Annotated in this window: 17 protein-coding genes and 3 pseudogenes; 16 read left to right on the plus strand and 4 right to left on the minus strand. The window is 69.9% G+C overall.

Annotation, left to right across the window (positions count from 1 at the left end):
* Positions 1-107 precede the first annotated feature (107 nt).
* The 9 genes and pseudogenes from A0130_16275 to A0130_16315 all read left to right on the plus strand — a co-directional run bounded on the left by A0130_16275 (position 108) and on the right by A0130_16315 (position 11,230).
* Positions 108-1,643, plus strand: a complete 1,536-nt coding sequence (locus tag A0130_16275) for a D-ribose transporter ATP-binding protein (protein ANF33008.1) — start codon at positions 108-110, stop codon at positions 1,641-1,643.
* Positions 1,640-2,677 carry an ATPase gene (locus A0130_16280; GenBank protein ANF33009.1) on the plus strand — a complete coding sequence of 346 codons (1,038 nt, stop codon included), beginning with the start codon at positions 1,640-1,642 and terminating at the stop codon, positions 2,675-2,677. Before A0130_16275 ends, A0130_16280 begins: the two co-directional genes overlap by 4 nt.
* Before the next feature lie 11 nt (positions 2,678-2,688).
* Entirely contained in the window at positions 2,689-3,714 is a 1,026-nt protein-coding gene (locus A0130_16285; GenBank protein ANF33501.1) for an ATPase, read from the plus strand.
* A 53-nt stretch (positions 3,715-3,767) separates the two neighbouring features.
* Positions 3,768-4,805 (plus strand): rhamnose ABC transporter substrate-binding protein, encoded by a 1,038-nt coding sequence (locus A0130_16290; protein ANF33010.1) that lies wholly within the window; start codon positions 3,768-3,770, stop codon positions 4,803-4,805.
* A 67-nt stretch (positions 4,806-4,872) separates the two neighbouring features.
* Positions 4,873-5,220, plus strand: a pseudogene (locus A0130_16295) (hypothetical protein).
* 83 nt (positions 5,221-5,303) lie between these two features.
* Positions 5,304-6,467: a rhamnose isomerase gene (locus A0130_16300; GenBank protein ANF33011.1), complete on the plus strand. Its 1,164-nt coding sequence runs from the start codon at positions 5,304-5,306 to the stop codon at positions 6,465-6,467.
* Positions 6,467-8,503: a short-chain dehydrogenase gene (locus tag A0130_16305; GenBank protein ANF33502.1), complete on the plus strand. Its 2,037-nt coding sequence runs from the start codon at positions 6,467-6,469 to the stop codon at positions 8,501-8,503. The genes A0130_16300 and A0130_16305 overlap by 1 nt, the downstream gene beginning before the upstream one ends.
* 13 nt (positions 8,504-8,516) lie before the next feature.
* The gene (locus tag A0130_16310; GenBank protein ID ANF33012.1) at positions 8,517-9,947 is read left to right on the plus strand and encodes a carbohydrate kinase; all 1,431 of its coding nucleotides are present in this window, start codon (positions 8,517-8,519) and stop codon (positions 9,945-9,947) included.
* Between the two features lie 11 nt (positions 9,948-9,958).
* Positions 9,959-11,230: an alpha-hydroxy-acid oxidizing enzyme gene (locus A0130_16315; protein ANF33013.1), complete on the plus strand. Its 1,272-nt coding sequence runs from the start codon at positions 9,959-9,961 to the stop codon at positions 11,228-11,230.
* Positions 11,231-11,431: 201 nt separating this feature from the next.
* On the opposite strand, the gene A0130_16320 is transcribed toward A0130_16315, so the two are convergent.
* Positions 11,432-11,725, minus strand: a complete 294-nt coding sequence (locus tag A0130_16320) for a hypothetical protein (protein ID ANF33014.1) — start codon at positions 11,723-11,725, stop codon at positions 11,432-11,434.
* Between the two features lie 104 nt (positions 11,726-11,829).
* Between A0130_16320 and A0130_16325 the strand changes: the two genes are divergently transcribed.
* The 3 genes and pseudogenes from A0130_16325 (at position 11,830) to A0130_16335 (ending at position 14,046) form a co-directional block, all read left to right on the plus strand.
* Positions 11,830-12,321, plus strand: a complete 492-nt coding sequence (locus A0130_16325; GenBank protein ANF33015.1) for a MarR family transcriptional regulator — start codon at positions 11,830-11,832, stop codon at positions 12,319-12,321.
* On the plus strand, positions 12,318-12,977 hold the full coding sequence (locus A0130_16330) for an NADP oxidoreductase (GenBank protein ID ANF33016.1): 660 nt from the start codon (positions 12,318-12,320) through the stop codon (positions 12,975-12,977). Before A0130_16325 ends, A0130_16330 begins: the two co-directional genes overlap by 4 nt.
* A 26-nt stretch (positions 12,978-13,003) precedes the next feature.
* A pseudogene (locus tag A0130_16335) lies at positions 13,004-14,046 on the plus strand (luciferase).
* A gap of 12 nt (positions 14,047-14,058) precedes the next feature.
* Here A0130_16335 and A0130_16340 read toward each other — a convergent pair.
* The 3 genes and pseudogenes from A0130_16340 to A0130_16350 form a co-directional block, all read right to left on the minus strand.
* A pseudogene (locus A0130_16340) lies at positions 14,059-16,343 on the minus strand (trehalose synthase).
* 71 nt (positions 16,344-16,414) lie between these two features.
* On the minus strand, positions 16,415-16,840 hold the full coding sequence (locus A0130_16345) for a hypothetical protein (GenBank protein ID ANF33017.1): 426 nt from the start codon (positions 16,838-16,840) through the stop codon (positions 16,415-16,417).
* A gap of 144 nt (positions 16,841-16,984) precedes the next feature.
* On the minus strand, positions 16,985-17,626 hold the full coding sequence (locus A0130_16350) for an NAD-dependent epimerase (protein ID ANF33018.1): 642 nt from the start codon (positions 17,624-17,626) through the stop codon (positions 16,985-16,987).
* A gap of 142 nt (positions 17,627-17,768) precedes the next feature.
* Here A0130_16350 and A0130_16355 point away from each other — a divergent pair, with 142 nt between their 5' ends.
* The 4 genes from A0130_16355 to A0130_16370 all read left to right on the plus strand — a co-directional run bounded on the left by A0130_16355 (position 17,769) and on the right by A0130_16370 (position 21,435).
* The gene (locus A0130_16355; GenBank protein ID ANF33019.1) at positions 17,769-18,083 is read left to right on the plus strand and encodes a hypothetical protein; all 315 of its coding nucleotides are present in this window, start codon (positions 17,769-17,771) and stop codon (positions 18,081-18,083) included.
* 5 nt (positions 18,084-18,088) lie between these two features.
* Positions 18,089-18,466, plus strand: coding sequence for a hypothetical protein (locus tag A0130_16360; protein ANF33020.1), 378 nt, complete (start codon positions 18,089-18,091; stop codon positions 18,464-18,466).
* Between the two features lie 98 nt (positions 18,467-18,564).
* Complete coding sequence (locus A0130_16365) at positions 18,565-20,445, plus strand: sodium:proton antiporter (protein ID ANF33021.1); 1,881 nt, start codon at positions 18,565-18,567, stop codon at positions 20,443-20,445.
* A 246-nt stretch (positions 20,446-20,691) separates the two neighbouring features.
* Positions 20,692-21,435 carry a hypothetical protein gene (locus tag A0130_16370; GenBank protein ID ANF33022.1) on the plus strand — a complete coding sequence of 248 codons (744 nt, stop codon included), beginning with the start codon at positions 20,692-20,694 and terminating at the stop codon, positions 21,433-21,435.
* Positions 21,436-21,779: the final 344 nt, after the last annotated feature.

Genomic DNA, 21,779 nt, shown 5'->3' on the forward strand with positions numbered 1-21,779 from the left:
CGTGCCTATTCGATCCTGGACTTGACGGCGCACCCTCGGCTCTGGCAAGGTCATTTCAACGTTTCAGTTTGAAACGGTTCACGGCCTCGATGGAGAAGCGTTCGACAATGACGTCCCCCGAAACACCGGCAGTGCCGGCCGGCGGCCCGCCGGTCCTCGAACTCCGCGATGTGGCCAAGGCCTTCGGCCCGGTCATCGCCCTCAGCCGCGCCGACCTCGTGGTCGAGCAGGCATCGATCCACGCGCTGGTCGGCGAGAACGGCGCCGGCAAGTCCACGCTGGTGAAGATCGTCGCCGGCCTCTACCAGCGCGACCGCGGCGAGATGCGGTTCCGGGGAGAGGTCGTCGATTTCGCCACGACGGCCGAGGCGAAGAACGCCGGCATCGCCGTCATCTACCAGGAGCCGACGCTCTTCCCGGATCTGTCGGTCACCGAGAACATCTTCATGGGCCGCCAGCCCACCGACCGCCTGGGCAGGATCGACCGCAAGGCGATGCGCGCAGAGGCGGTCGGCATCTTCCGCCGGCTCGGCGTCCACATCGACCCCGACCGCCTCGCCGAGGGCCTGTCGATCGCCGACCAGCAGCTCATCGAGATCGCGAAGGCCATCTCGCTGGACGCGCGCCTCCTGATCATGGACGAGCCGACCGCCGCGCTCTCGGGCGTCGAGGTCGAGCGCCTGTTCGCCGTCGCCCGCAGCCTGCGCGACGAGGGCCGCGGGATCGTCTTCATCTCGCACCGCTTCGACGAGGTCTTCTCGCTGTGCGACACCATCACTGTCATGCGCGACGGCGCCTACGTGTCGACCGATCCGACGGCGGACGTCACCGAGGAGGAGATCGTCCGCCGCATGGTCGGTCGCGACGTGACCTCCCTCTTCCCGAAGACCGAGGCCGTGATCGGCGAGCCGCTGCTCGTCGTCGATGGGCTGACCTCGCCGGGCGTCTTCCACGACGTCAGCTTCACCGTCCGCTCCGGCGAGATCGTCGCGCTGGCGGGCCTGGTCGGCGCGGGCCGCAGCGAGATCGCCCGCGCCGTGTTCGGGGTCGACGGCTACGACTCGGGCACGGTCCGGGTCGACGGTCGCGTGGTGCCGAAGCGCCGTCCGACGGCGGCGATGGCCGCCGGTCTCGCGCTCGTCCCCGAGGACCGCCGCAAGCAGGGCCTCGTGCTGGAGGAGTCGGTCGCCCGCAACGCGACCCTGGCGATCCGCACGAAGCTCTCGAAGCTCGGCTTCATCCGCAGCTCGTCCGAGAACCAGGCGGCACGCGTCTGGGCGAGCCGCCTCCAGCTCAAGACCAACGCGCTCGACACGCTGACCGGGACGCTGTCCGGCGGCAACCAGCAGAAGGTCGTGCTCGGCAAGTGGCTGGCCACCGACCCGCGTGTCCTCATCATCGACGAGCCCACCCGCGGCATTGACGTCGGCACGAAGGCCGAGGTGCACCGGCTCCTCTCCGAGCTGGCGGGACGCGGGATGGGCGTGCTGATGATCTCGTCCGAGCTGCCGGAGGTGCTCGGGATGGCGGACCGCGTGCTCGTCGTCCGCGAGGGCCGGATCACCGCCGAGCTCGATCGCTCGGTCGCCGACGCCGAGAACGTGATGTTCGCCGCCACCCACGCGCTGGAGGAGACGCGATGACCACCCCGACCCTCACCCCCGAGAAGGTCCCGAACCCGGCGGTGCGCCTGGTGCGCTCGTTCGTCCGGGCTCGCGAGACCGGGATCCTCGTCGCGATCCTCGTGGTGATCGCCGTGACCACGGCGATCAACCCCTCGTTCCTGTTCAGCGCGGACGGCTGGCGCGACCTGCTGCTCACCCCGGCCATCCTCGCCCTGGTCGCCATCGGCCAGGCGATCGTCATCATCACCCGCAACGTCGACCTCTCGGTCGGGTCGGTGGTGGGACTCACGGCCTACCTGACCGGGCGGCTGTTCGCGGACATCCCGGGCATCCCGATCGTGGCGGTGTTCCTGATCGGCGCACTCGCGGGAGCGGTGCTCGGCCTGGTCAACGGCGCGCTGGTGGCCTTCGGCAAGGTGCCGGCGCTCGTCATCACCCTCGGCACGCTGTACGCCTACCGCGGCATCGACGTGCTCTGGGCCGGCAGCAACCGGATCAACGCGGGCGACGTGCCCTCCGACTTCCTGGGTCTCGGGACGGGGTCGTTCCTCACCATCCCGTACCTCACCATCCTCGCCGTGATCGTGATGCTCATCGCGGGCTGGTACCTCCGCAACCGCCGCGGCGGTCGCGAGCTCTACGCGATCGGGTCCGACCCGGCCGCGGCCGAGCTCTACGGCCTCAAGGTGACCCGCCGCATCCTCGCCGCGTTCGTCCTCTCCGGCGCCACGGCGGGCCTCGCCGGCGTGCTGTTCGTCGCCCGCTACGGCACGGTCAGCTCGCAGACCGGCACCGGGCTCGAACTGCAGGCCGTCGGAGCCGCGGTCATCGGCGGCGTCGCCATCTTCGGCGGCAGCGGATCGGTCTACGGGGCGGTCCTCGGCGCCGTGCTGCTGCTCACCATCAACCGTGCGCTGCCCATCCTCGGCATCCAGGACTTCTGGCAGCAGGCGGTGGTCGGCGTGCTGATCATCGGCGCCATCGTCCTCGACCGTCTGCTCGCCCTGCGGCTGTCCCGCCGCCTCGTCGCCGAAAGGGAGGTCGCCGCGTGACCGACACCCAGGTGCCCACCACTGCCGCCCCCGCGCGGACGTACCCCGATTACGGCCGCCCGCTGTGGCAGCGCTGGCTGCTGACCCGCGAGTCCGCGGTCGTCGCCGCTCTCATCATCGTCGCCGTCGTCGCGTCCGCCACCGTGCAGAACTTCGGCACTCCCGTCACCCTCGGCTTCCTGCTGCTGGATGTGACGCCCATCCTGATGATCGCCCTGCCGATGACCCTGGTCATCGTCTCCGGCGAGATCGACCTCTCGGTGGCGAGCGTGCTCGGCCTCAGCAGCGTGCTCCTGGGCGTGCTGACCAAGGCCGGGTGGCCGATCGAAGCGGCCTTCGTCGCCTGCCTCGTCGTCGGACTCGTCTGCGGGGCGGTCAACGGCTTCCTGGTCACCGTGGTCGGCTTGCCGTCGCTCGCGGTGACGATCGGAACGCTCGCGCTCTTCCGCGGCATCGCGGTCGGCCTGCTCGGCACGACGGCGATCACCGACTTCCCGTTCTTCTGGCAGAACCTGTCGCAGCAGCGCTTCGGCACCTCCGGCATCCCGGTCGTCATGGTCCTCGTCGTCGTGCTGATCATCGTGTTCGCCCTGCTGCTCCACGCCACTCCGTACGGCCGCGGGCTGTTCGCGCTGGGCCTGAGCTCGGAGGCGGCCGCCTTCTCGGGCGTGAATGTCGCACGAACCAAGTTCATCGCGTTCCTGCTGACCGGCCTGATCTCGGCGCTCGCCGGGCTCTACTGGACGCTCCGCTATGGGAGCGCCCGCGGCGACAACGCCGTGGGGCTCGAGCTGTCGGTGATCGCGGCGGTGCTGCTCGGCGGGGTCTCGATCTTCGGCGGCAAGGGCGCGCTCGGCGGCGTCGTCGCCGGCGTGCTCCTGATCGGCGTGCTGCAGAGCGCCCTCCGTCTGGCGAACGTCAGCTCCGACGCCATCAACATCATCACCGGCGTCCTCCTCATCCTCTCCGTCCTCTCGCCGCGCATCCTCGCCTGGGCGCGCGGCGCCCGGGCGCGCCGACGACGCACCGTGTCGTAGCCGCGCCGCACCACCCGCACCACCTGCATCCACCCACCCCGAAAGGAACAACGATGTTGCCCTCCACCTCGCGCCGTACCAAGCGCCTGATCGCCCTCGGCGCCGGCGTGGTCGCCGTCGCTCTCGCCGTCACCGGCTGCTCCAGCGGCTCCGGCAGCGCCGGCGGCTCCGGCGACAAGAACTACAAGATCACCTTCCTGCCGAAGAACCTCGGCAACCCGTACTTCGACACCTCCGACAAGGGCGGCAAGACGGCCGTCGAGTCGTTCAAGGGCACCTACAACGAGGTCGGCCCGTCGACGGCCACGGCGGACGCCCAGGTCAGCTACATCAACACGCTGACCCAGCAGCAGGTCGGCGCGATCGTCCTCTCCGCCAACGACCCCACTGCCCTCGGCTCGGCGCTCACGCAGGCGAAGTCGGCCGGCGTGAAGATCGTCACCTTCGACTCCGACACCGACGCCAAGTACCGCGACGTCTTCGTGAACCAGGCCACCGCCGACGGCATCGCGAAGGTGCAGGTCGACACGATCGCGAAGGAGATCGGCGACAGCGGCGAAGTCGCGATCCTCTCCGCCGCGGCCAACGCGACGAACCAGAACGCCTGGATCGAGCTCATGAAGAAGGACCTCGCGAAGGACCACCCGAACATCAAGCTGGTGGACACCGTCTACGGCAACGACGACGACCAGACCTCGTTCGACAAGACGGCCGCCCTGCTGCAGACGCACCCGAACCTGAAGGGCATCATCTCGCCCACGACGGTCGGCATCGCGGCCGCGGCGCGCTACCTCTCCACCTCGGACGCCAAGGGCAAGGTCAAGCTGACCGGGCTCGGCACCCCGAACCAGATGCGCGAGTACGTGAAGAACGGCACGGTCGACGAGTTCGCGCTGTGGAACCCGGAGGACCTCGGCTACCTGGCCGCCTTCACCGCCAAGGCGCTGATCGACGGCAAGATCACCGGCAAGAAGGGCGACACCTTCGAGGCGGGCAAGCTCGGCAAGTTCACGGTCGGGGACAACGCGACGGTGCTCCTCGGCGACCCGTTCGTCTTCAACAAGGACAACATCGACAAGTTCAACTTCTGATCGAGTCCGCTCTCGCCCGGCCGGCGCACGTCGTCGGCCGGGCGGCCCATCCCTCCTGGAGGTTCCCATGCAACGGGCCTGTTTCCGGCTGCGCGTCGACCCCGCGCACCTGACCGAGTACCGCGCGCGGCACGCGGCCGTCTGGCCCGAGATGCTCGCGGCGCTGAAGGAGACGGGATGGGACAACTACTCCCTGTTCCTCGCCGACGACGGGTGGCTGATCGGCTACGTCGAGGCGCGGGACGACTACGCGTCCATCCAGCGGCGGATGGATCTCACGAAGGTCAATGCCCGTTGGCAGGCTGAGATGAGCCGGCTCTTCGAGGGACTGGACGGGGCTGCTCCCGACCAGTCGTTCGAGCTCGTCCCTGAGATCTTCCACCTCGAGGACCAGTTGGCGGCGGCGCAGTCCGCACGCTACGATGAAACGATTCATGAATCGATTCACGCCACCGATGACGGCGGAGATGTCGATCACCACACGAAAGGCGCACGACGTTGACTGACTTCACGTCCATCCGCGACCGGCTGGCGCAGCAGGCCATCGAACTCCCGAGCTGGGCGTTCGGCAACTCCGGCACCCGCTTCAAGGTGTTCGGCACGCCGGGCACCGCGCGCGACCCGTTCGAGAAGGTCTCGGACGCCGCGCAGGTGCACAAGCACACCGGGCTCGCGCCGAGCGTCGCGCTGCACATCCCGTGGGACCGCGTCGACAACTACGCCGACCTGCGCAAGCACGCCGAGGACAACGGCGTGGAGCTGGGCACGATCAACTCGAACACGTTCCAGGACGACGACTACAAGTTCGGCTCGGTCACCCACCACGACGACCGCATCCGGCAGAAGGCGATCGACCACCACTTCGAGTGCATCGACGTGATGAACGAGACCGGGTCCCGCGACCTCAAGATCTGGCTGGCCGACGGCACGAACTACCCGGGCCAGGATTCGATGCGCGCCCGGCAGGACCGCCTCGCGGACAGCCTCCAGAAGATCTACGAGCGCATCGGCGAGGGCCAGCGGCTGGTGCTGGAGTACAAGTTCTTCGAGCCGGCTTTCTATCACACGGATGTTCCGGACTGGGGCACCAGCTACGTCCAGACGGCGGCGCTCGGCGACCGGGCGTTCGTCTGCCTCGACACCGGCCACCACGCCCCGGGAACGAACATCGAGTTCATCGTGATGCAGCTGCTGCGGCTCGGGAAGCTCGGGTCCTTCGACTTCAACTCCCGGTTCTACGCCGACGACGACCTGATCGTGGGAGCGGCGGACCCGTTCCAGCTGTTCCGGATCGTGTTCGAGGTCATCCAGGGCGGCGGCTACGGCAACCCGGACGTCGCATTCATGCTCGACCAGTGCCACAACCTCGAGGCGAAGATCCCGGGCCAGATCCGCTCGGTGCTCAACGTCCAGGAGGCCACGGCGAAGGCACTGCTGGTGGATGTCGGCGCGCTCGACGCGGCCCAGCGGGCGAACGACGTCCTCGCCGCCAACACGGTGTTCATGGACGCGTTCAACACCGACGTGCGCGCCGACCTGGCCGCCTGGCGCGAGTCGCGCGGGCTGCCCGCCGACCCGATGGCCGCGTACAAGGCGAGCGGGTACCAGGAGAAGATCGAGGCCGAGCGCGTGGGCGGCACCCAGGCCGGATGGGGCGCGTGATGACCAACGAGACCGTCGCGGCGCTCATCGCCCGCTCGAACCGCCTCGGGTCGGACCCGAAGAACACCAACTACGCCGGCGGCAACACCTCCGCCAAGGGCACCGAGACCGACCCGGTCACGGGGGAGCCGGTCGAGCTGCTGTGGGTGAAGGGCTCCGGGGGAGACCTCGGCACCCTCACCGAGCAGGGCCTCGCGGTGCTCCGGCTCGACCGCCTTCGCGCGCTGCAGAACGTCTACCCGGGCGTCGAGCGCGAGGACGAGATGGTCGCCGCGTTCGACTACACCCTGCACGGCAAGGGCGGCGCGGCGCCCTCGATCGACACGGCGATGCACGGCCTGGTGGATGCGGCCCACGTCGACCATCTGCACCCCGACTCCGGCATCGCTATCGCGACAGCGGCCGACGGCGAGGCGCTGACGAAGACGATCTTCGGCGGCCGCGTCGTGTGGGTGCCGTGGCGGCGTCCCGGCTTCCAGCTCGGCCTCGACATCGCGGCGATCAAGCAGGCGAACCCGGACGCGATCGGCACCATCCTCGGCGGCCACGGCATCACGGCGTGGGGCGACACCAGCGAGGAGGCGGAGGCCAACTCGCTGTGGATCATCCAGACCGCCGCCGACTACATCGCCGAGCACGGCCGTCCCGAGCCGTTCGGCGCGCGCATCCCGGCGAACGAGCCGCTCGACCCGGCCGAGCGCCGGGCGAAGGCCGCCGCGCTCGCGCCGACCCTGCGCGGGCTCGCCTCGACCGACAAGCCGCAGGTCGGCTCGTTCACCGACGCCGATGTCGTGCTCGACTTCCTCGCCTCGGAGGAGCACGTCCGGCTGGGCGCGCTCGGCACCTCGTGCCCGGATCACTTCCTGCGCACGAAGGTGAAGCCGCTCATCCTCGACCTGCCGGCCGACGCCTCTATCGAGGACTCCATCGCCCGGCTGAAGGAGCTGCACGAGCAGTACCGCGCCGAGTACACGGCCTACTACGAGCGGTACGCGACCCCGGAGTCACCCGCGATGCGCGGCGCGGACCCCGCGATCGTGCTCATCCCGGGCGTGGGGATGTTCTCCTACGGCAAGGACAAGCAGACCGCCCGTGTCGCGGGCGAGTTCTACATCAACGCGATCAACGTGATGCGCGGCGCGGAGGCGCTCTCGTCGTACGCGCCGATCGACGAGTCGGAGAAGTTCCGCATCGAGTACTGGGCGCTGGAGGAGGCCAAGCTGCAGCGCCTCCCGAAGCCGAAATCCCACGCCGGCCGCATCGCGCTCGTCACGGGGGCTGCCTCCGGCATCGGCAAGGCGATCGCGACCCGGCTCGCGGCCGAGGGCGCGTGCGTGGTGATCGCCGACCTCGACCTCGAGAAGGCGCAGGCCGCCGCGGCGGAGCTCGGCGGCACGGATGTGGCGATCGGGGTGGCGGCGAACGTCACCAGCGAGTCCGACATCCAGAAGGGCATCCAGGAGGCGCTGCTGCAGTTCGGCGGCCTCGACCTGATCGTCAACAACGCGGGCCTGTCGATCTCCAAGCCGCTGCTGGAGACCACCGAGGCCGACTGGGACCTGCAGCATGACGTCATGGCCAAGGGCTCGTTCCTGGTCTCGAAGGCGGCGGCGAAGGTCCTCATCGAGCAGGGACTCGGGGGCGACATCGTCTACATCTCGTCCAAGAACTCCGTCTTCGCGGGCCCGAACAACATCGCCTACTCGGCGACCAAGGCCGACCAGGCGCACCAGGTGCGGTTGCTCGCGGCCGAGCTCGGCGACTACGGCGTGAAGGTCAACGGCATCAACCCCGACGGCGTCGTGCGCGGCTCCGGCATCTTCGCCGGCGGCTGGGGCGCCAAGCGCGCCGCGGTCTACGGCGTGCCCGAGGAGGAGCTCGGCAAGTACTACGCCCAGCGCACGCTGCTCAAGCGCGAGGTGCTGCCGGAGAACGTGGCCAACGCGGTCGCCGTGCTCACCTCGGCGGACCTGGACCACACCACCGGGCTGCACATCCCGGTGGATGCCGGGGTCGCCGCGGCCTTCCTGCGATGAACGGGAGTCTGGGATGAGCGCGGGCACGGTCGCGGCGGTCGACCTGGGCGCGACCAGCGGCCGGGTGATGCACGCCCGCGTCGGCACGGACACCCTCGAGCTGACCGAGGCCGCGCGGTTCCCGAACACTCCCGTCCGGCTCTGGGAGGGTGACCGCGGCGCCCTGCACTGGGATGTGACCGGCCTGTACGCGAGCGTGCTCGACGGCCTGGCCGCCGTGTCCCGGACCGACCCCGCCCTGCGCAGCATCGGCGTGGACTCGTGGGCGGTCGACTACGGCCTCCTCCGGTCCGGCCGGATGCTCGGCGAGCCGTACCACTACCGCGACGAGCGCACGGCGCGCGGGGTCGAACTCGTGCACGCGGCCGTCTCGCCCGAGGAGCTGTACCGCGAGGGCGGCCTGCAGTTCCTGCCGTTCAACTCGCTGTACCAGTTGGCGGTGGATGCGGCCGACGGCTCGCTGGGCGCCGCCGACCGGTTCCTGCTCATCCCGGACCTCATCGCCTACTGGCTCACCGGCGCCGCCCACGCCGAGCGCACCAACGCCTCCACCACCGGCCTGCTGACGGCCGAGGGCGCGTGGAACGACGGCCTGATCGAGCGGCTCGGCCTACCGCGCACCACCTTCGCGCCGCTGGTCGACGCGGGGACGCCGATCGGAGGACTGCTCCCGGCTCTGGCGCACGACCTGCCCTTCGCCGGCGCCGGCCCGACCGTCACGGCGGTCGGGTCGCACGACACCGCCTCGGCGGTGGTCGCGGTGCCGATGGACGCGGCCCGGGCCGCGTACATCTCCTGCGGAACGTGGGGGCTCGTGGGGGTGGAGCTCGAGCGGCGCATCCTCTCCGACGAGGGACGCGCCGCGAACTTCACCAACGAGGGCGGCGTGGACGGGCGCATCCGGTACCTTCACAACGTCATGGGGCTGTGGCTGCTCAGCGAGTCCCTCCGCGAGTGGCAGCGCCGCGGGCTCCACGTCGACCTCGCCGGGCTGCTGGCGGAGGCTTCCGAGCTGCCGCGTCCGGCCGAGGTGTTCGACGCCGAGGACCCTCGCTTCCTCGCCCCCGGCGACATGCCGGGCCGGATCGCCGAGTGGTTCGACGAGCGCGGGATGCGCGCCCCGGCCTCGCCCGCGGGCATGGTCCGCGTCATCGTCGAGAGCCTCGCCGCCGCCTTCGCCGAGACCGTCCGGACGGCGGGATCCCTGTCGGGTGTGCCGGTCGAGGCCGTCCACATCGTCGGCGGGGGAGCGCGCAACGCCCTGCTCTGCCAGGTGACCGCCGACCGCAGCGGCCTGCCGGTGCTCGCCGGTCCCGTCGAGGCCACCGCGATCGGCAACGTCCTGGTCCAGGCGCGCGCCGCCGGCCTGCTCTCCGGCGACCTGGAGACGCTTCGCGCCCTGGTCGCCCGCACCACCCAGATCGTCCGCTACGACCCCCGTTAGGATCCATTCGCATGGTCGACCGTCAATTTCCCAAGCCCGCCGAGCTGCTGGAGCTCATGCAGTTCAAGAAGCCCGAGCTGAATCTCAAGAAGCGGCGGCTGGAGTCGGCGCTGACGATCGAGGACCTGGCGCGGATCGCCAAGCGCCGGACTCCGAAGGCCGCGTTCGACTACACCGAGGGCGCCGCCGAGGGCGAGCTGTCGCTGACCCGGGCGCGGCAGGCGTTCCAGGACGTGGAGTTCCACCCGTCGATCCTGCACGACGTCTCCACCGTCGACACCTCGTGCGAGATCTGGGGCGGCCCGTCGGCGTTGCCGTTCGGGATCGCGCCGACCGGGTTCACCCGCTTGATGCAGACCGAGGGCGAGACCGCCGGTGCGGGTGCGGCTGGCGCGGCGGGCATCCCGTTCACCCTCTCCACGCTGGGGACGACCTCCATCGAAGGCGTGAAGGCGGCGAACCCGCACGGGCGCAACTGGTTCCAGCTGTACGTGATGCGGCAGAAGGAGATCAGCTACGGCCTGGTCGAGCGGGCCGCGGCCGCGGGGTTCGACACGCTCTTCTTCACCGTGGACACGCCGGTCGCCGGCGCCCGGTTGCGGGATAAGAGGAACGGGTTCTCCATCCCGCCCCAGCTGACCCTCGGCACGATCGTGAACGCGATCCCGCGGCCGTGGTGGTGGTACGACTTCCTGACCACTCCGAAGCTGGAGTTCGCGTCGCTGTCCGCCACCGGCGGCACCGTCGGCGACCTGCTCAACGCGGCGATGGATCCGTCGATCGACTACGACGACCTCGCCGAGATCCGCGCACTCTGGCCTGGGAAACTCGTCATCAAGGGCGTGCAGAACCTCGACGACGCGAAGAAGCTGACCGACCTGGGCGTCGACGGGATCGTGCTCTCCAACCACGGCGGTCGGCAGCTGGACCGGGCGCCGATCCCGTTCCACCTGCTCCCGGAGGTCGCCCGCGAGGTCGGTCACCACACCGAGATCGCGATCGACACCGGCATCATGAACGGCGCCGACATCGTCGCCGCCTACGCACTGGGCGCGAAGTTCACGTTGATCGGCCGGGCGTACCTGTATGGCCTCATGGCCGGCGGGCGGGAAGGCGTGGACCGCACCATCCAGATCCTCACCGACCAGATCATCCGGACCATGAAGCTGCTGCAGGTGCGTACCCTCGCCGAGCTCGGCCCGCAGCACGTCACTCAGCTCACCCGCCTGCAGCCCCTCCGGCGCACCACCGCCACTGAGCCCGCGGAGCACGCGGGCGCCTAGCCATTCGTGCCGAATGTGCGCTATTCGTCACGAATAGCGCACATTCGGCACGAATCTCGGCCACCGCAGGTGCTCGACGCATCGTGCCGACGCTGGTCCCGCACTCCTGTGGCGGCGCGATTCGTGCCGAATCGACGCCATTCGTCACGAATAGCGCACATTCGGCACGAATCTCGGTGAGGGGTCGCGCGCGGGCGGCGGTCAGCGCGGGGTGTACTCGTAGACGACGGCGGACCAGTGGCCCTCGAGCTCGTCCCAGGACTCGGGGCCGTGGTAGGCGAGCGCGTACTGCACGTTGAGGATGGGGCCGAGGATGTTCAGCACGTCCGGATCGAAGGGTGTGCCCGGCGGGAAGCCCAGGCCGAAGCTGTGGATGATGCTGTCGTCCGCCGCGCGCAGCCACACGCCCCAGCCCTGGCTGACCGGCATCGCGACCACGCGGAACACCGTGGCTGGGTCGTAGTCGGCGGGGAGCGCGTCGGGCAGTTCGGTCATGGATGCAACCGTACAAGCCCGCGCGCACGCAGGGAACAAACGGCGGCGTCCCTCGGTTGATTGACATGTCAGTTACTTTCGCTGACGGACAGAACCGAGGACCCATGACACCGACCGCCGCACCCGAGCGCCTGACCGAGCGTGAACTCGCCGTCTGGCGATCGCTGCTCGACACCACGGACCAGCTGCGCCGCCTGCTGTCCGCCGAGCTGCAGCGCGTCGAGCTGTCGCCGGGCGACTATGCCGTGCTCCTCGCCCTCACCGAGGCGCCCGAGCGCACCCTGCGGTCATCCGAGGTCGCGGACGCCATCGGCTGGGAGCGCAGCCGCGTCTCGCACCAGCTGGGGCGGATGGAGCGGCGGGGCCTGATCCGCCGCGCCGACTGTCCCGGCGACAACCGCGGCGCGCTCGTCCTCCTGACCGACGATGGCCTCCAGGCGATCCGTCAGGCGTCCGGGCCGCACCTCCGGGCCGTCAAGCGGCTCTTCGCCGACGCGCTCGAACCGCAGCAGCTCGATGCCCTCGCCAACGTGCTCGGCAGCATCCGCACCCACCTCGACGCCGCAGAAGAGGCCACAGAAGGAGACCGCTCATGACCGCCATCGCCCGACCGCGCGTCGCCATCCTCGGCGTCGGACACGTCGGCTCCGCGCTCGCGCGCATCCTGCTCGACGCCGGATACGAGGTGGATGTCGCCGCCTCGGGCGACCCGCAGCGCATCCAGCTGATCGCCTCGGTCGTCATGCCGGGCGCCCGCCCGCGCTGGGCCGCGGAGGCCGTCGCCGACGCGGACGTGGTCATCCTCGCCATCCCGCTGCACCGATTCGCGGGGCTCGACCGTTCGATGCTGGACGGGAAGATCGTCGTCGACTCCATGAACTACTGGGCGCCGACCGACGGCGTGCAGCCGCTGTTCGAGGACGACGAGCTGACCAGCAGCGAGATCGTCCAGCGCGAGCTCGCCGCCGCCCGGATCGTGAAGACCTTCAACCACATCGGCTACCACGAGATGGAGGAGGACCGCCGGCCCGCCGGTGACCCCGACCGCCGCGCGCTCGGCGTGGCGTCGGACGACGCGGACGCCGCCGCGACGGTCGCCTCCCTCATCGAGGACGCCGGCTACGACACGGTGCTCGCCGAGAGCCTGCGCGACGGCGTCGCGTTCGAGCCCGGCGGTCCCGTCTTCGGTGCGCGGCTCGACGCCGCCGCCTTCCGCGCGGCCGTCGCGGGCGAACTCGAGACGGCCGCCTGAACACCCCCACCCGAGAGAACATACAAATGAACACCGCACAGTCCTTCCCCCTCACCTTCGGCCTGAACACCTTCGGCGACGTCACCGCCGACGCCGACGGCCGTCCGATCTCCCACGCGCAGACCATCCGTGACCTTGTCGGACACGGCGTGGCCGCCGAGCAGGCCGGCCTCGACTTCTTCGGGATCGGCGAGCACCACACCGACGACATGCCGCTCTCGGCGGCGGACGTCGTGCTGAGCGCGATCGCCGCCCGCACCGAGCGCATCCACCTCGGCTCGGCCGTGACCGTGCTGAGCTCGGACGACCCCGTCCGCGTCTTCCAGCGCTACTCGACGCTGAACGCCGTCTCGGACGGCCGCGCCGAGATCATCCTCGGTCGCGGGTCGAGCATCGACTCGTTCCCGCTGTTCGGCTTCGACCTGTCCGACTACGAGGACCTGTTCGAGGAGAAGACCAACCTCTTCGCCCACCTGCGCGAAGGCGGCCCGGTCACTTGGGAGGGCCGCACCCGCGCCGGCCTGCGCGACCAGGATGTGGTCCCGCACCTCGAGTCGCCGCTGCCCACCTGGATCGGCGTGGGCGGCAGCCCGGAGTCCGTGATCCGCACAGCGCACTACGGCTTCGACCTGATGCTCGCCGTGATCGGCGGCCCGGCGTCCCGGTTCGCACCCTACGCAGAGCTCTTCCATAAGGCGCTGGAGCAGTTCGGCCGACCGATGGGGCGGATCGGGCTGCACTCGCCCGGCCACGTCGCCCGACCGACGAGCAGGCGCGCGAGGAGTTCTGGCCGCACTACCGCGACATGATCACCAAGGTCAGCGCAACGCGGGGCTTCGCGATCCCGACCGAGGCGTCCTTCCAGCGCGAGCTCGGCCCGGACGGCAGCCTCTACGTCGGATCGCCGGAGACCGTCGCGACGAAGATCGCGGCGAACCTCCGCATCCTGGGCGCCGACCGGTTCGACCTCAAGTACGGCATCCCCGGCATGACCGACGAGTCGCTGCTCACCGCCATCCGGTTGTACGGCGAGGAGGTCGTTCCGCGCGTGCGGGAGCTGCTGGCCTGAGCGGGCCCACCCTCACTGCTCTGCGGCAGTCCGCGTCAGGATGAGGAACCGCGCGCCGTACGCCGGGACGCTGACCGGGAAGCTCGCCAGGTCGTCCACGGTCCCGACCTCGCTGCCGTCGGCGGCGTCCGTCACCGCTGCGCGATGGGGAAGCGCTTCCGACCGCACCGTGCCGTCGACGGCCGTGTCGGTCATGTTGAGCACGGTCAGCTGCACGATGGGCAGTCCCTGGTCGTCCAGGGTCTCGAGCTCGTGGACCATGACGAGCATCCCGGGATGCGCCACGTCCGGCACGTCGACCTGGCGCGCGGTCGCGATGCCCCAGCGGTTGCGGATGCGCAGCAGCTGGCGCAGGCGGCTCGCGAACGAGTCCCGCGTCCGGAGCTGCTCGGGGAGCGTCCCGTAGAGCGAACGCGCCCGCGGCATCCCGGATGGCGACCGGTCGGCGTCGGGCGCGACGCCGAGCAGGTCGTGCGCGCCGCGCTCCACCCAGCGGGTGTCGCCCTCGGCGATCAGGTCGGACACCTCCGAGCGAGGGACGGTCAGCGAGCCGAGCAGGTCCCAGCCGGACAGCGCGAAGACGCCCGGCTGCCAGGCGTTGAACGCGGCGAGCAGCAGGTGGGCGTCCCGGATCGCGGGGATGTCCTCCTCGGTGATCGAGTCCAGCGTCGCGTGACCCTGCGTCGCCGCGATCAGCGACGCCGAGGTGCAGGCGATGCCGTTCGTCGTGAAGACCAGGTTGTAGTCGGCGGTCGGAGCGGTGATCGCCTCGGTCAGGTCGGCGCGGATCCGCTGGGCCAGCTCCCCTCCGGTGATCTCCTCGCCGTGGAACGTGTAGACGTCGTTCGCGTGCAGGGTCGCCCAGTGGACCAGCTCGTAGGTGAGCTCGTCGTGGTTCTGCATGCCGTGCACCAGGCTCACCGGCTCGACGCCCAGCTCCAGCGACGTGCGCAGGGTCAGCCGAAGGAACTCGGTGTCGCCGGTCGCGAGGGCGTGGTGGTACGCCGGCCGGTTGATGAAGTCGTAGGACAGGTCGGCGCCGACCGCGCCGGTGTCGCGGATGTCCTCGACCGTCAGGTTCAGCTCCTGGAAGGTGAAGCCGCCGACCTTGCGGACCATGCCGGCGATGATGTGGTTCGCCGCGTGGGAGAGCGGGTGCCCCTCCGACCAGGCGGGCATTCCCTCGGCGCTCTTCTCAACGCCGAGGAAGCCGTTGGCGTCGAGGCGCAGGGCGCTCGTGCCGAGGTCGCCGAGCGAGTGGAGGGCGTCGCCGATGACCAAGCGCATGCCCGAGAAGGTCGGGTCGAGCCAGTTCACCGAGGGCTGGCCCTCCTTGAAGTAGTGCAGGTAGACCCAGCGGCGCGTGATGCCGTCGACGCCGATCACGGGGGCGGTGGCGCTCCAGTTGGTCTCCTTGACGCCCGGCGCGAAGAAGATCACGCGCTGCAGCTCGCCGATGATGTAGCCGCTCTCGGCGAGGGACGCCTCGGTCGCCGCATCCAGGTTCACCGAGTCGCGGCCGTCGGGCACGTCGGGCAGCAGGTGCCACTCGTCCGGCGGGATCTCGACCATGTGGTAGATCCCGGGTAGTCCTTGTACGCCATCTCGGCGAGCCGGAAGTCGGCGCCCTTGCCGGTGTGGCCCGGGACGATGTCGTCGATGACGCTGCCGCCGTGCTCCTCGGCGACGTCGGTCAGTCGGCGGAAGGTCTCCTCGTCGCCGAAGGCCGGGTCGATCTGGGTCCCGATGCGGTCGAAGTGGCCGTCGACGCTCGGGGTCTCCTGCCACCCCCGGATGCCGCCGGCCCGCTTGACGGGACCGGTGTGGAGGCCGTTGATGCCGATCCGCTCGAACGCGGTCCACAGCTCCGGGTCGGCTAGCGCAGTCAGGAAGGACTCGCCGGGCCGGGTGATCAGCGAGATCGGGTACGCGGTGAACCAGACGTCCGAGGTCGAGACGGCGCGGCGCGCGTCCGGGCGGGCGTAGGGGTTGCGCCACATGCTCGGGGAGCCGGAGAGCTGACGGCTGAGTACATCGGCATCCTTCAGCATGGACTGGCGGACCAGCCACTCGACGTAGGCCGGGTTCTGGCCGTTGGCCGCGCGCGGGTCCGAGAACGACCGGCGGATGCTGCCGCCGCGCAGGTTCGCCCGCGGCCGCAGCCGGCGGGGACGCGCGGGGTACAGCTGCTCGTCGTAGGTGATCTCCTCCGGCGGCAGCTCCTCCGTCACCTCCGCGTCGGTCTCGACGCCGGTGTCGGGCGTGCTCTCGGTCACCTCGGGCGCCTCGTCGTCCACTCGGTCTCCTTCCGTGGTTGTCACCGTAGTCGGTCGGTCGGGGTCAGTCGGTCGGGGTCAGTCGCCCGGGGTCATTCGCTCAGCCGCTCGATCAGCTGGCCCTTGCTCAGCTTCGAGACGTTGCGCAGCCCGCGCGTGCGCGCGACGTCCCGCAGGGCCTGCACCGTGAGGCCGTCCAGCTCGGGATCGTGGGGAGCGGAGGTGGTGACCGAACCGGCGAACTCGACCGTCTCGTCGACGCCCTCGTCGCGGACGGAGGGGAGCGGCGGCGTGAGGTCGACGCTCGTCGTGGAGTCGGCGGCGCCGGACCCCTCGTCGGAACCGGCGGTCGTGCTGCGACCCACGGCGTCCGCGAGCTCCTGCTGCAAGGCCTTCGCCCGCTTCTTCGCCTTCTTCTTGTCGAGCCTCTCGACCGCGTCGAGCGCCTCATCCACGGCCTTCTCGGCGCGCTTCAGGGCCTTCTCGGCCGCCTTCTCGAGCTTCTTCTGCTTCGCCATCCCCGCTCCGATCCGTCGATCGTGTTCGCCTTGAACGGTGCCACGGGGCCGCCGACTCGGCAAGGCGCTGGACACGGACTCCCTGGGAATTCATCTCCGAGCCGGGAGGCGACGCGACCTGGGAGCCGCGCCGCCCGAGCGGGCTCAGTAGGCGAAATGCACCTGGGCGCGGCGGCGGGACGGCGTCTCGATCTCGTCGACGACAGCCTTCGCGAAGTCCTCGGCCCCGATGAAGGAGGCGCCGTCGGCGTCGAACAGCGCGACGTCGTCGCCGACGCGGTAGGCGCCGCGCGGGTCCACCTGCGGGGCGTAGGCGCCGTAGGTCGCGGCGGGGCTGACGAAGACCCAGTCCAGGCCCTCCGGGGCGTTCGCGATCAGGTCCTCCAGCACCGCGTTCAGTTCGCGGGCCTCGTCCGCGAACTCCGCCGGCAGGTCGTCGCCCTCCGCGAACCGCGGAGCACCCGGCGCCGGGCGCAGCGAGCTGAAGCCGCCGATCACGACGAGGCGCGCACCGGAGGCGTCCGCCAGCTCGGCCAGGCGGCTGTACCGGCGGCCCAGGGTTCCGGCGCTGTCGCCGCGCGGTGAGACGGTCGCCACGATCACGTCCGCGCCCTCGACGGCCTGCTCCGGCTCGTCCGCCGACCCGGTGAGGTAGCGCACTCCGTCCACGGGCTCGGTGGGCTCGGAGCGGCTGAGCGACGTGACGCGGTGCCCGCGCGACACCGCCTCCTGTGCGAGATGGGAGCCGGTGAACCCGGTGCCGCCGATGATCGTGATGTCCGCCATGTCGTCCTCCTTCGCGGGGCGGCGTTCGCCCCGTCTATGCAACCGGCAACTTCCGGCACGCGAGGTTTCTTCCCGAGTCCACCCGCCCGAACGGGTTTGTCAACCGCCTGTGCAGGGTTTTCTCACGCCTACCGTCGGGGCCATGAAGCACGTCACCTACGGCGAGAGGTCGTTGCTCGTCGGGGACGAGGCGGCCGACCTGCTCATGAGCTACGCGACAGTCCTCGGCCGGAACAACAACACCGACTCGGTGACGTTGCGTGCAGTAGGGGCGGACGGAAACGAGGAGGACGCGACCGTCCTGCTCAACCCGTCCACAAGCATGATGATCGAGTCCACGAACAGCACGGGGAGCGAGCCCGACAACGAGCTCGTCGCCGAGTACTTGCGAGAGGGGATCAACCGCATGACCCAGTCCTTCGACCTGCGCCCTGACACCAACCCGCTCGAGCACTGATCGCCATGGGACACCTCATCTACGGGGGCATGCACGTCGCGTTCGAGGATCGGGTTCTCGCCCATCTGCAGATCGTCATCGTCAACAAGCTCCGTCGGTCCGAGTCGTTCGCCGTGTCGTGGCGCGACGCCACCGAAGTCGGGGACGGCCGCAGCGCGATCTGGATCGACCCGTCCATCCCGCTCTACCCCCGATTCGACGCGACGCGGGGGCCGGACATCGATCGCGCATGGCTGCTGCGGCTCGCGGCCTCCGCGGACAGCTCGACGGGTCTCATCGTCACGGGTCCCGACGGGGAGCCCGTCAACGGGGCTCCCGACCTCGGCATCGCGCTCAGCAGCAGGAGGGGCAACGGCAGCACGCGCGTGCGCCGCGAGCGCTGATCGGGCGGCCATCCCCTCCCGCCGCAGCTGCGTCGCGAGGGCGTGACCGTGGGCGCGTCGCTGGGTAGAGTTGCGCCCGTGGCCATCCCCTCACCGTTATCCAGCGCTCCCCGGACCCCGAGTCGCCGCAGCAGTCGCGCGACCGTCGGCCCACGCTGACGGAGCGGTTCCGCGCGATGGGCCGCAGCCGGATCGGCGCGCTGCTGCTAGTGGCCGCGACCCTCGTCGCGATCGTCTGGGCCAACATCTCGTTCGCCGGGTACGAGCAGTTCTGGGAGACGCACCTCAACATCGGCGTCGGCGACCTGCAGCTCGACTTCACCCTCCACTCGCTCGTCAACGACGCGCTGATGGCGATCTTCTTCTTCACCGTCGGCCTCGAGGTGCGACGCGAGTTCGCGATCGGCGAGCTGACCAGCTGGTCGCGCGCGGTCGTCCCGGTCGTCGCCGCGGTCTTCGGGCTCGCGGTGCCGGCGATCATCTACGTGATGTTCACCCTCGGCACCGGCATGGAGCACGCCTGGGGAGTGGTCATCTCGACCGACACGGCGTTCCTCGTCGGCGCCCTCGCCCTCGTCGGCCCGCACGCGACCGGCCGGCTGCGGGTGTTCCTTCTCGCGCTGGCGGTGGTGGATGACATCGGCGCGCTGAGCATCATCGCGCTCGTCTACACGGAGCACTTCAATCCGATCCCCCTCATCGTGGCGGCCGTGGGACTCGCGGGCGTGTACTTCACGCGCTACCTGCGCGGCGGTCGCGGACCGGTCTACGCGACACTCGCGATCATCGTCTGGCTGGCGTTCCTCGCCTCCGGCGTGCACCCGACCCTCGCCGGTGTCGCGATCGCCCTGCTCATCCCCGTCTACCGGCCGAACCGGCGGGATGTGGAGCACGCGCTCGACCTCGCCCGCACCTTCCGGCAGTCGCCCAACACGGAGTACGCGCGCGCCGCGGCCAACAGCCTGCGGGAGTCCATCTCGATCAACGAGCGCCTGCAGTCGGCGTGGGGACCCTACGTGGCGTACGTCGTCCTGCCGCTGTTCGCGCTCGCCAACGCGGGCGTGCGGCTGAGCGGCGATATCCTCCTGGGCGCGATCGTGTCGCCCATCGCCTGGGGCGTGCTGGTGGGTCTCGTGGTCGGCAAGTTCGTCGGCGTCTTCGGCTCGACCGCGCTGCTGCGGGTGCTCCGGATCGGCGACTTCGGACCCGGCCTCACCCTCGACCGGCTGGCCGGCGGCGCGGCGCTGTGCGGGATCGGCTTCACGATCTCCCTGTTCATCGTCGACCTGGCCATCCCGGGCGAGGAGGCGCAGAACGCCGCGCGCGTGGGCGTGCTCGCGGCCACCGTGGTCGCGTTCCTGGTCGCGACCGTGCTGTTCCGCATCTCGGACGCGCACCGGCCGAAGGAGGACGCCGGCGTGCGGCTCATGCGCCCGGTCGACCCGGCGCGTGACCACGTCTTCGGTTCGCCGGACGCGCCGTTCGAGATCGTCGAGTACGGCGACTTCCAGTGCGGCTTCTGCCTGAAGGCGACCGGCTCCGTGGTCGAGGTGCAGCGGGAGCTGGGCGACCGGCTCCGCTACGTCTGGCGGCACGCCCCGCTGACCCGCTTCCACCCGAACGCGCTCGCGGCCGCTGAGGCGTCGGAGGCCGCGGCGCGGCAGGGCAAGTTCTTCGAGTTCGAGCGCAGCCTGTTCGCCGACCAGGAGCACCAGCTCCCGTCCGACATCATGCGCCGCGCCGAAGAGCTCGGCCTCGACCTGAACCGCTTCGAGGACGACCTCGCGTCTCCCGAGGTGGCGGCGCGCGTCCGCGACGACATGCTGGACGCGGAGGCGATGGACATCACCGCCGTCCCCACCTTCTTCATCAACGGCCGCCGTCACGTCGGCCCGTACGACGCGCAGTCGCTGATCCGCGCACTGCAGGAGTCTGTGGATGCGCCGGTGGCCGAGCAGCCGCGGCCGGGGACGGTGTAGTACGCACTTCGACCAGCGGGCCGCGCAGGGCGTGCCGATGCGGGTGGCGCGGCCGGTACGGCAAGTGAATGGCGATCTGCTTCGACTTTATGCGGAGTTCCCCGGACAGCAGAGAACTTTGAGAGTGACGGAGCCGTCACTATCAGTGCACAGACCCGTCTGTATATAGTGCGGGGCGTTTGCTCCGCACTATAGATGCGAGGGTTATCGATGAAGATTACTAGCCATGCTGTCACACGCTCCGCTTTGGGGATCGTTGTCGCTGCCGTGCTGTCGGTGGGCACGGGCGTCGCGGCGCAAGCATCGACGCCGGCTGTGCCGGAGGTGCCCATCACGGCCGCCCAGGCCAAAACGAGCGTTCTGAACACCCAGAAGGAGGTTCACGGGTGGCACGCACTTCCGAGCGGAGAGCTCAAGCGCTTGGCTAGCGCGGTGTTGAAGTCCGGCCTCAAGCCCGCCGGTGGCTTTGCGATCGACAGCGGGAAGGTGAAGGGGTGGCGGGTGAACAGCACCAGCCGTCTGGTGCGGTTCTCGGCCGCCCCTGGACAGGGCGTCCTGGACCTCAGCTCGCTGACGGTGGTCGTGAACGAGCGCGGCACCGTTACGGGAACGAGTCAGTACGTCCTGACGCCGGAGACCGCGACGTCCGGCCGGGTTCAGTCGTGGGTCAACGGCGGGCTTGTCATGGATCAGACCGTGAACGATCAGGGAAAGACTAGCTCTCCCACCGCGTCGCGTTCCGAGACCAAGGCGGGCAGCCCCGCGGTGTCGCTCGCCGGCTACAAGAAGGGCGACTGGTGGGGCAATCTCAACCAGTGCTTGTCGGGTGCTGGAATCGCGGGCTGGGCCATCGCCGGCTTGTCGATCGCTTGCGCAGCCGTCTGCATTGTCACCATCGGATGGGGCTGTCTCGGGTGCCTTGGCGCGGCATCAGCCGGATTCAGTGGGACGGTGAGCTTCTGCGTTACCAAGGCGAATCAGGTGTCCTGACCTATGACGCACTCAACGACTCAACGACTGATCGCCGCCCTCGCGCTCGTGACCGCTGCCGCGATGGTGAGCAGTTTCGTGGTCCCCACCGGTTGGGCCGCCGCCTGCTGGTGCGTAGGCGGCGGCGCGCTCATCGCCGCATTGGTGCTCGCCCTGCGCGGGCTGAAGCGAAGAGGGTGAGGATGCCGTCGTCCTGAGAAGCCTGAAGGAGAAGATGCGGGCGGCACGGGGCCGCCCGCATCTCCGGTGGCACTTTGGAGTAATGAACCGGATGGCGGCGCGCAAGATGCATGGGTCTCCGTGCGCCGTCACTTCTATAGACGCGGTGTCTTGCGGATCGTGAC

The organism is Leifsonia xyli (assembly GCA_001647635.1).
Taxonomy (GTDB): Bacteria; Actinomycetota; Actinomycetes; order Actinomycetales; family Microbacteriaceae; genus Leifsonia; species Leifsonia xyli_A.

Excerpts from the sequence above, each read along its gene's own strand:
- A0130_16275 (ANF33008.1), top strand. The coding sequence starts at position 108 with ATGACGTCCCCCGAAACACCGGCAGTGCCGGCCGGCGGCCCGCCGGTC.
- A0130_16280 (ANF33009.1), top strand. The coding sequence starts at position 1,640 with ATGACCACCCCGACCCTCACCCCCGAGAAGGTCCCGAACCCGGCGGTG.
- A0130_16290 (ANF33010.1), top strand. The coding sequence starts at position 3,768 with ATGTTGCCCTCCACCTCGCGCCGTACCAAGCGCCTGATCGCCCTCGGC.
- A0130_16305 (ANF33502.1), top strand. The coding sequence starts at position 6,467 with ATGACCAACGAGACCGTCGCGGCGCTCATCGCCCGCTCGAACCGCCTC.
- A0130_16310 (ANF33012.1), top strand. The coding sequence starts at position 8,517 with ATGAGCGCGGGCACGGTCGCGGCGGTCGACCTGGGCGCGACCAGCGGC.
- A0130_16315 (ANF33013.1), top strand. The coding sequence starts at position 9,959 with ATGGTCGACCGTCAATTTCCCAAGCCCGCCGAGCTGCTGGAGCTCATG.
- A0130_16320 (ANF33014.1), bottom strand. The coding sequence starts at position 11,725 with ATGACCGAACTGCCCGACGCGCTCCCCGCCGACTACGACCCAGCCACG.
- A0130_16325 (ANF33015.1), top strand. The coding sequence starts at position 11,830 with ATGACACCGACCGCCGCACCCGAGCGCCTGACCGAGCGTGAACTCGCC.
- A0130_16330 (ANF33016.1), top strand. The coding sequence starts at position 12,318 with ATGACCGCCATCGCCCGACCGCGCGTCGCCATCCTCGGCGTCGGACAC.
- A0130_16345 (ANF33017.1), bottom strand. The coding sequence starts at position 16,840 with ATGGCGAAGCAGAAGAAGCTCGAGAAGGCGGCCGAGAAGGCCCTGAAG.
- A0130_16350 (ANF33018.1), bottom strand. The coding sequence starts at position 17,626 with ATGGCGGACATCACGATCATCGGCGGCACCGGGTTCACCGGCTCCCAT.
- A0130_16355 (ANF33019.1), top strand. The coding sequence starts at position 17,769 with ATGAAGCACGTCACCTACGGCGAGAGGTCGTTGCTCGTCGGGGACGAG.
- A0130_16360 (ANF33020.1), top strand. The coding sequence starts at position 18,089 with ATGGGACACCTCATCTACGGGGGCATGCACGTCGCGTTCGAGGATCGG.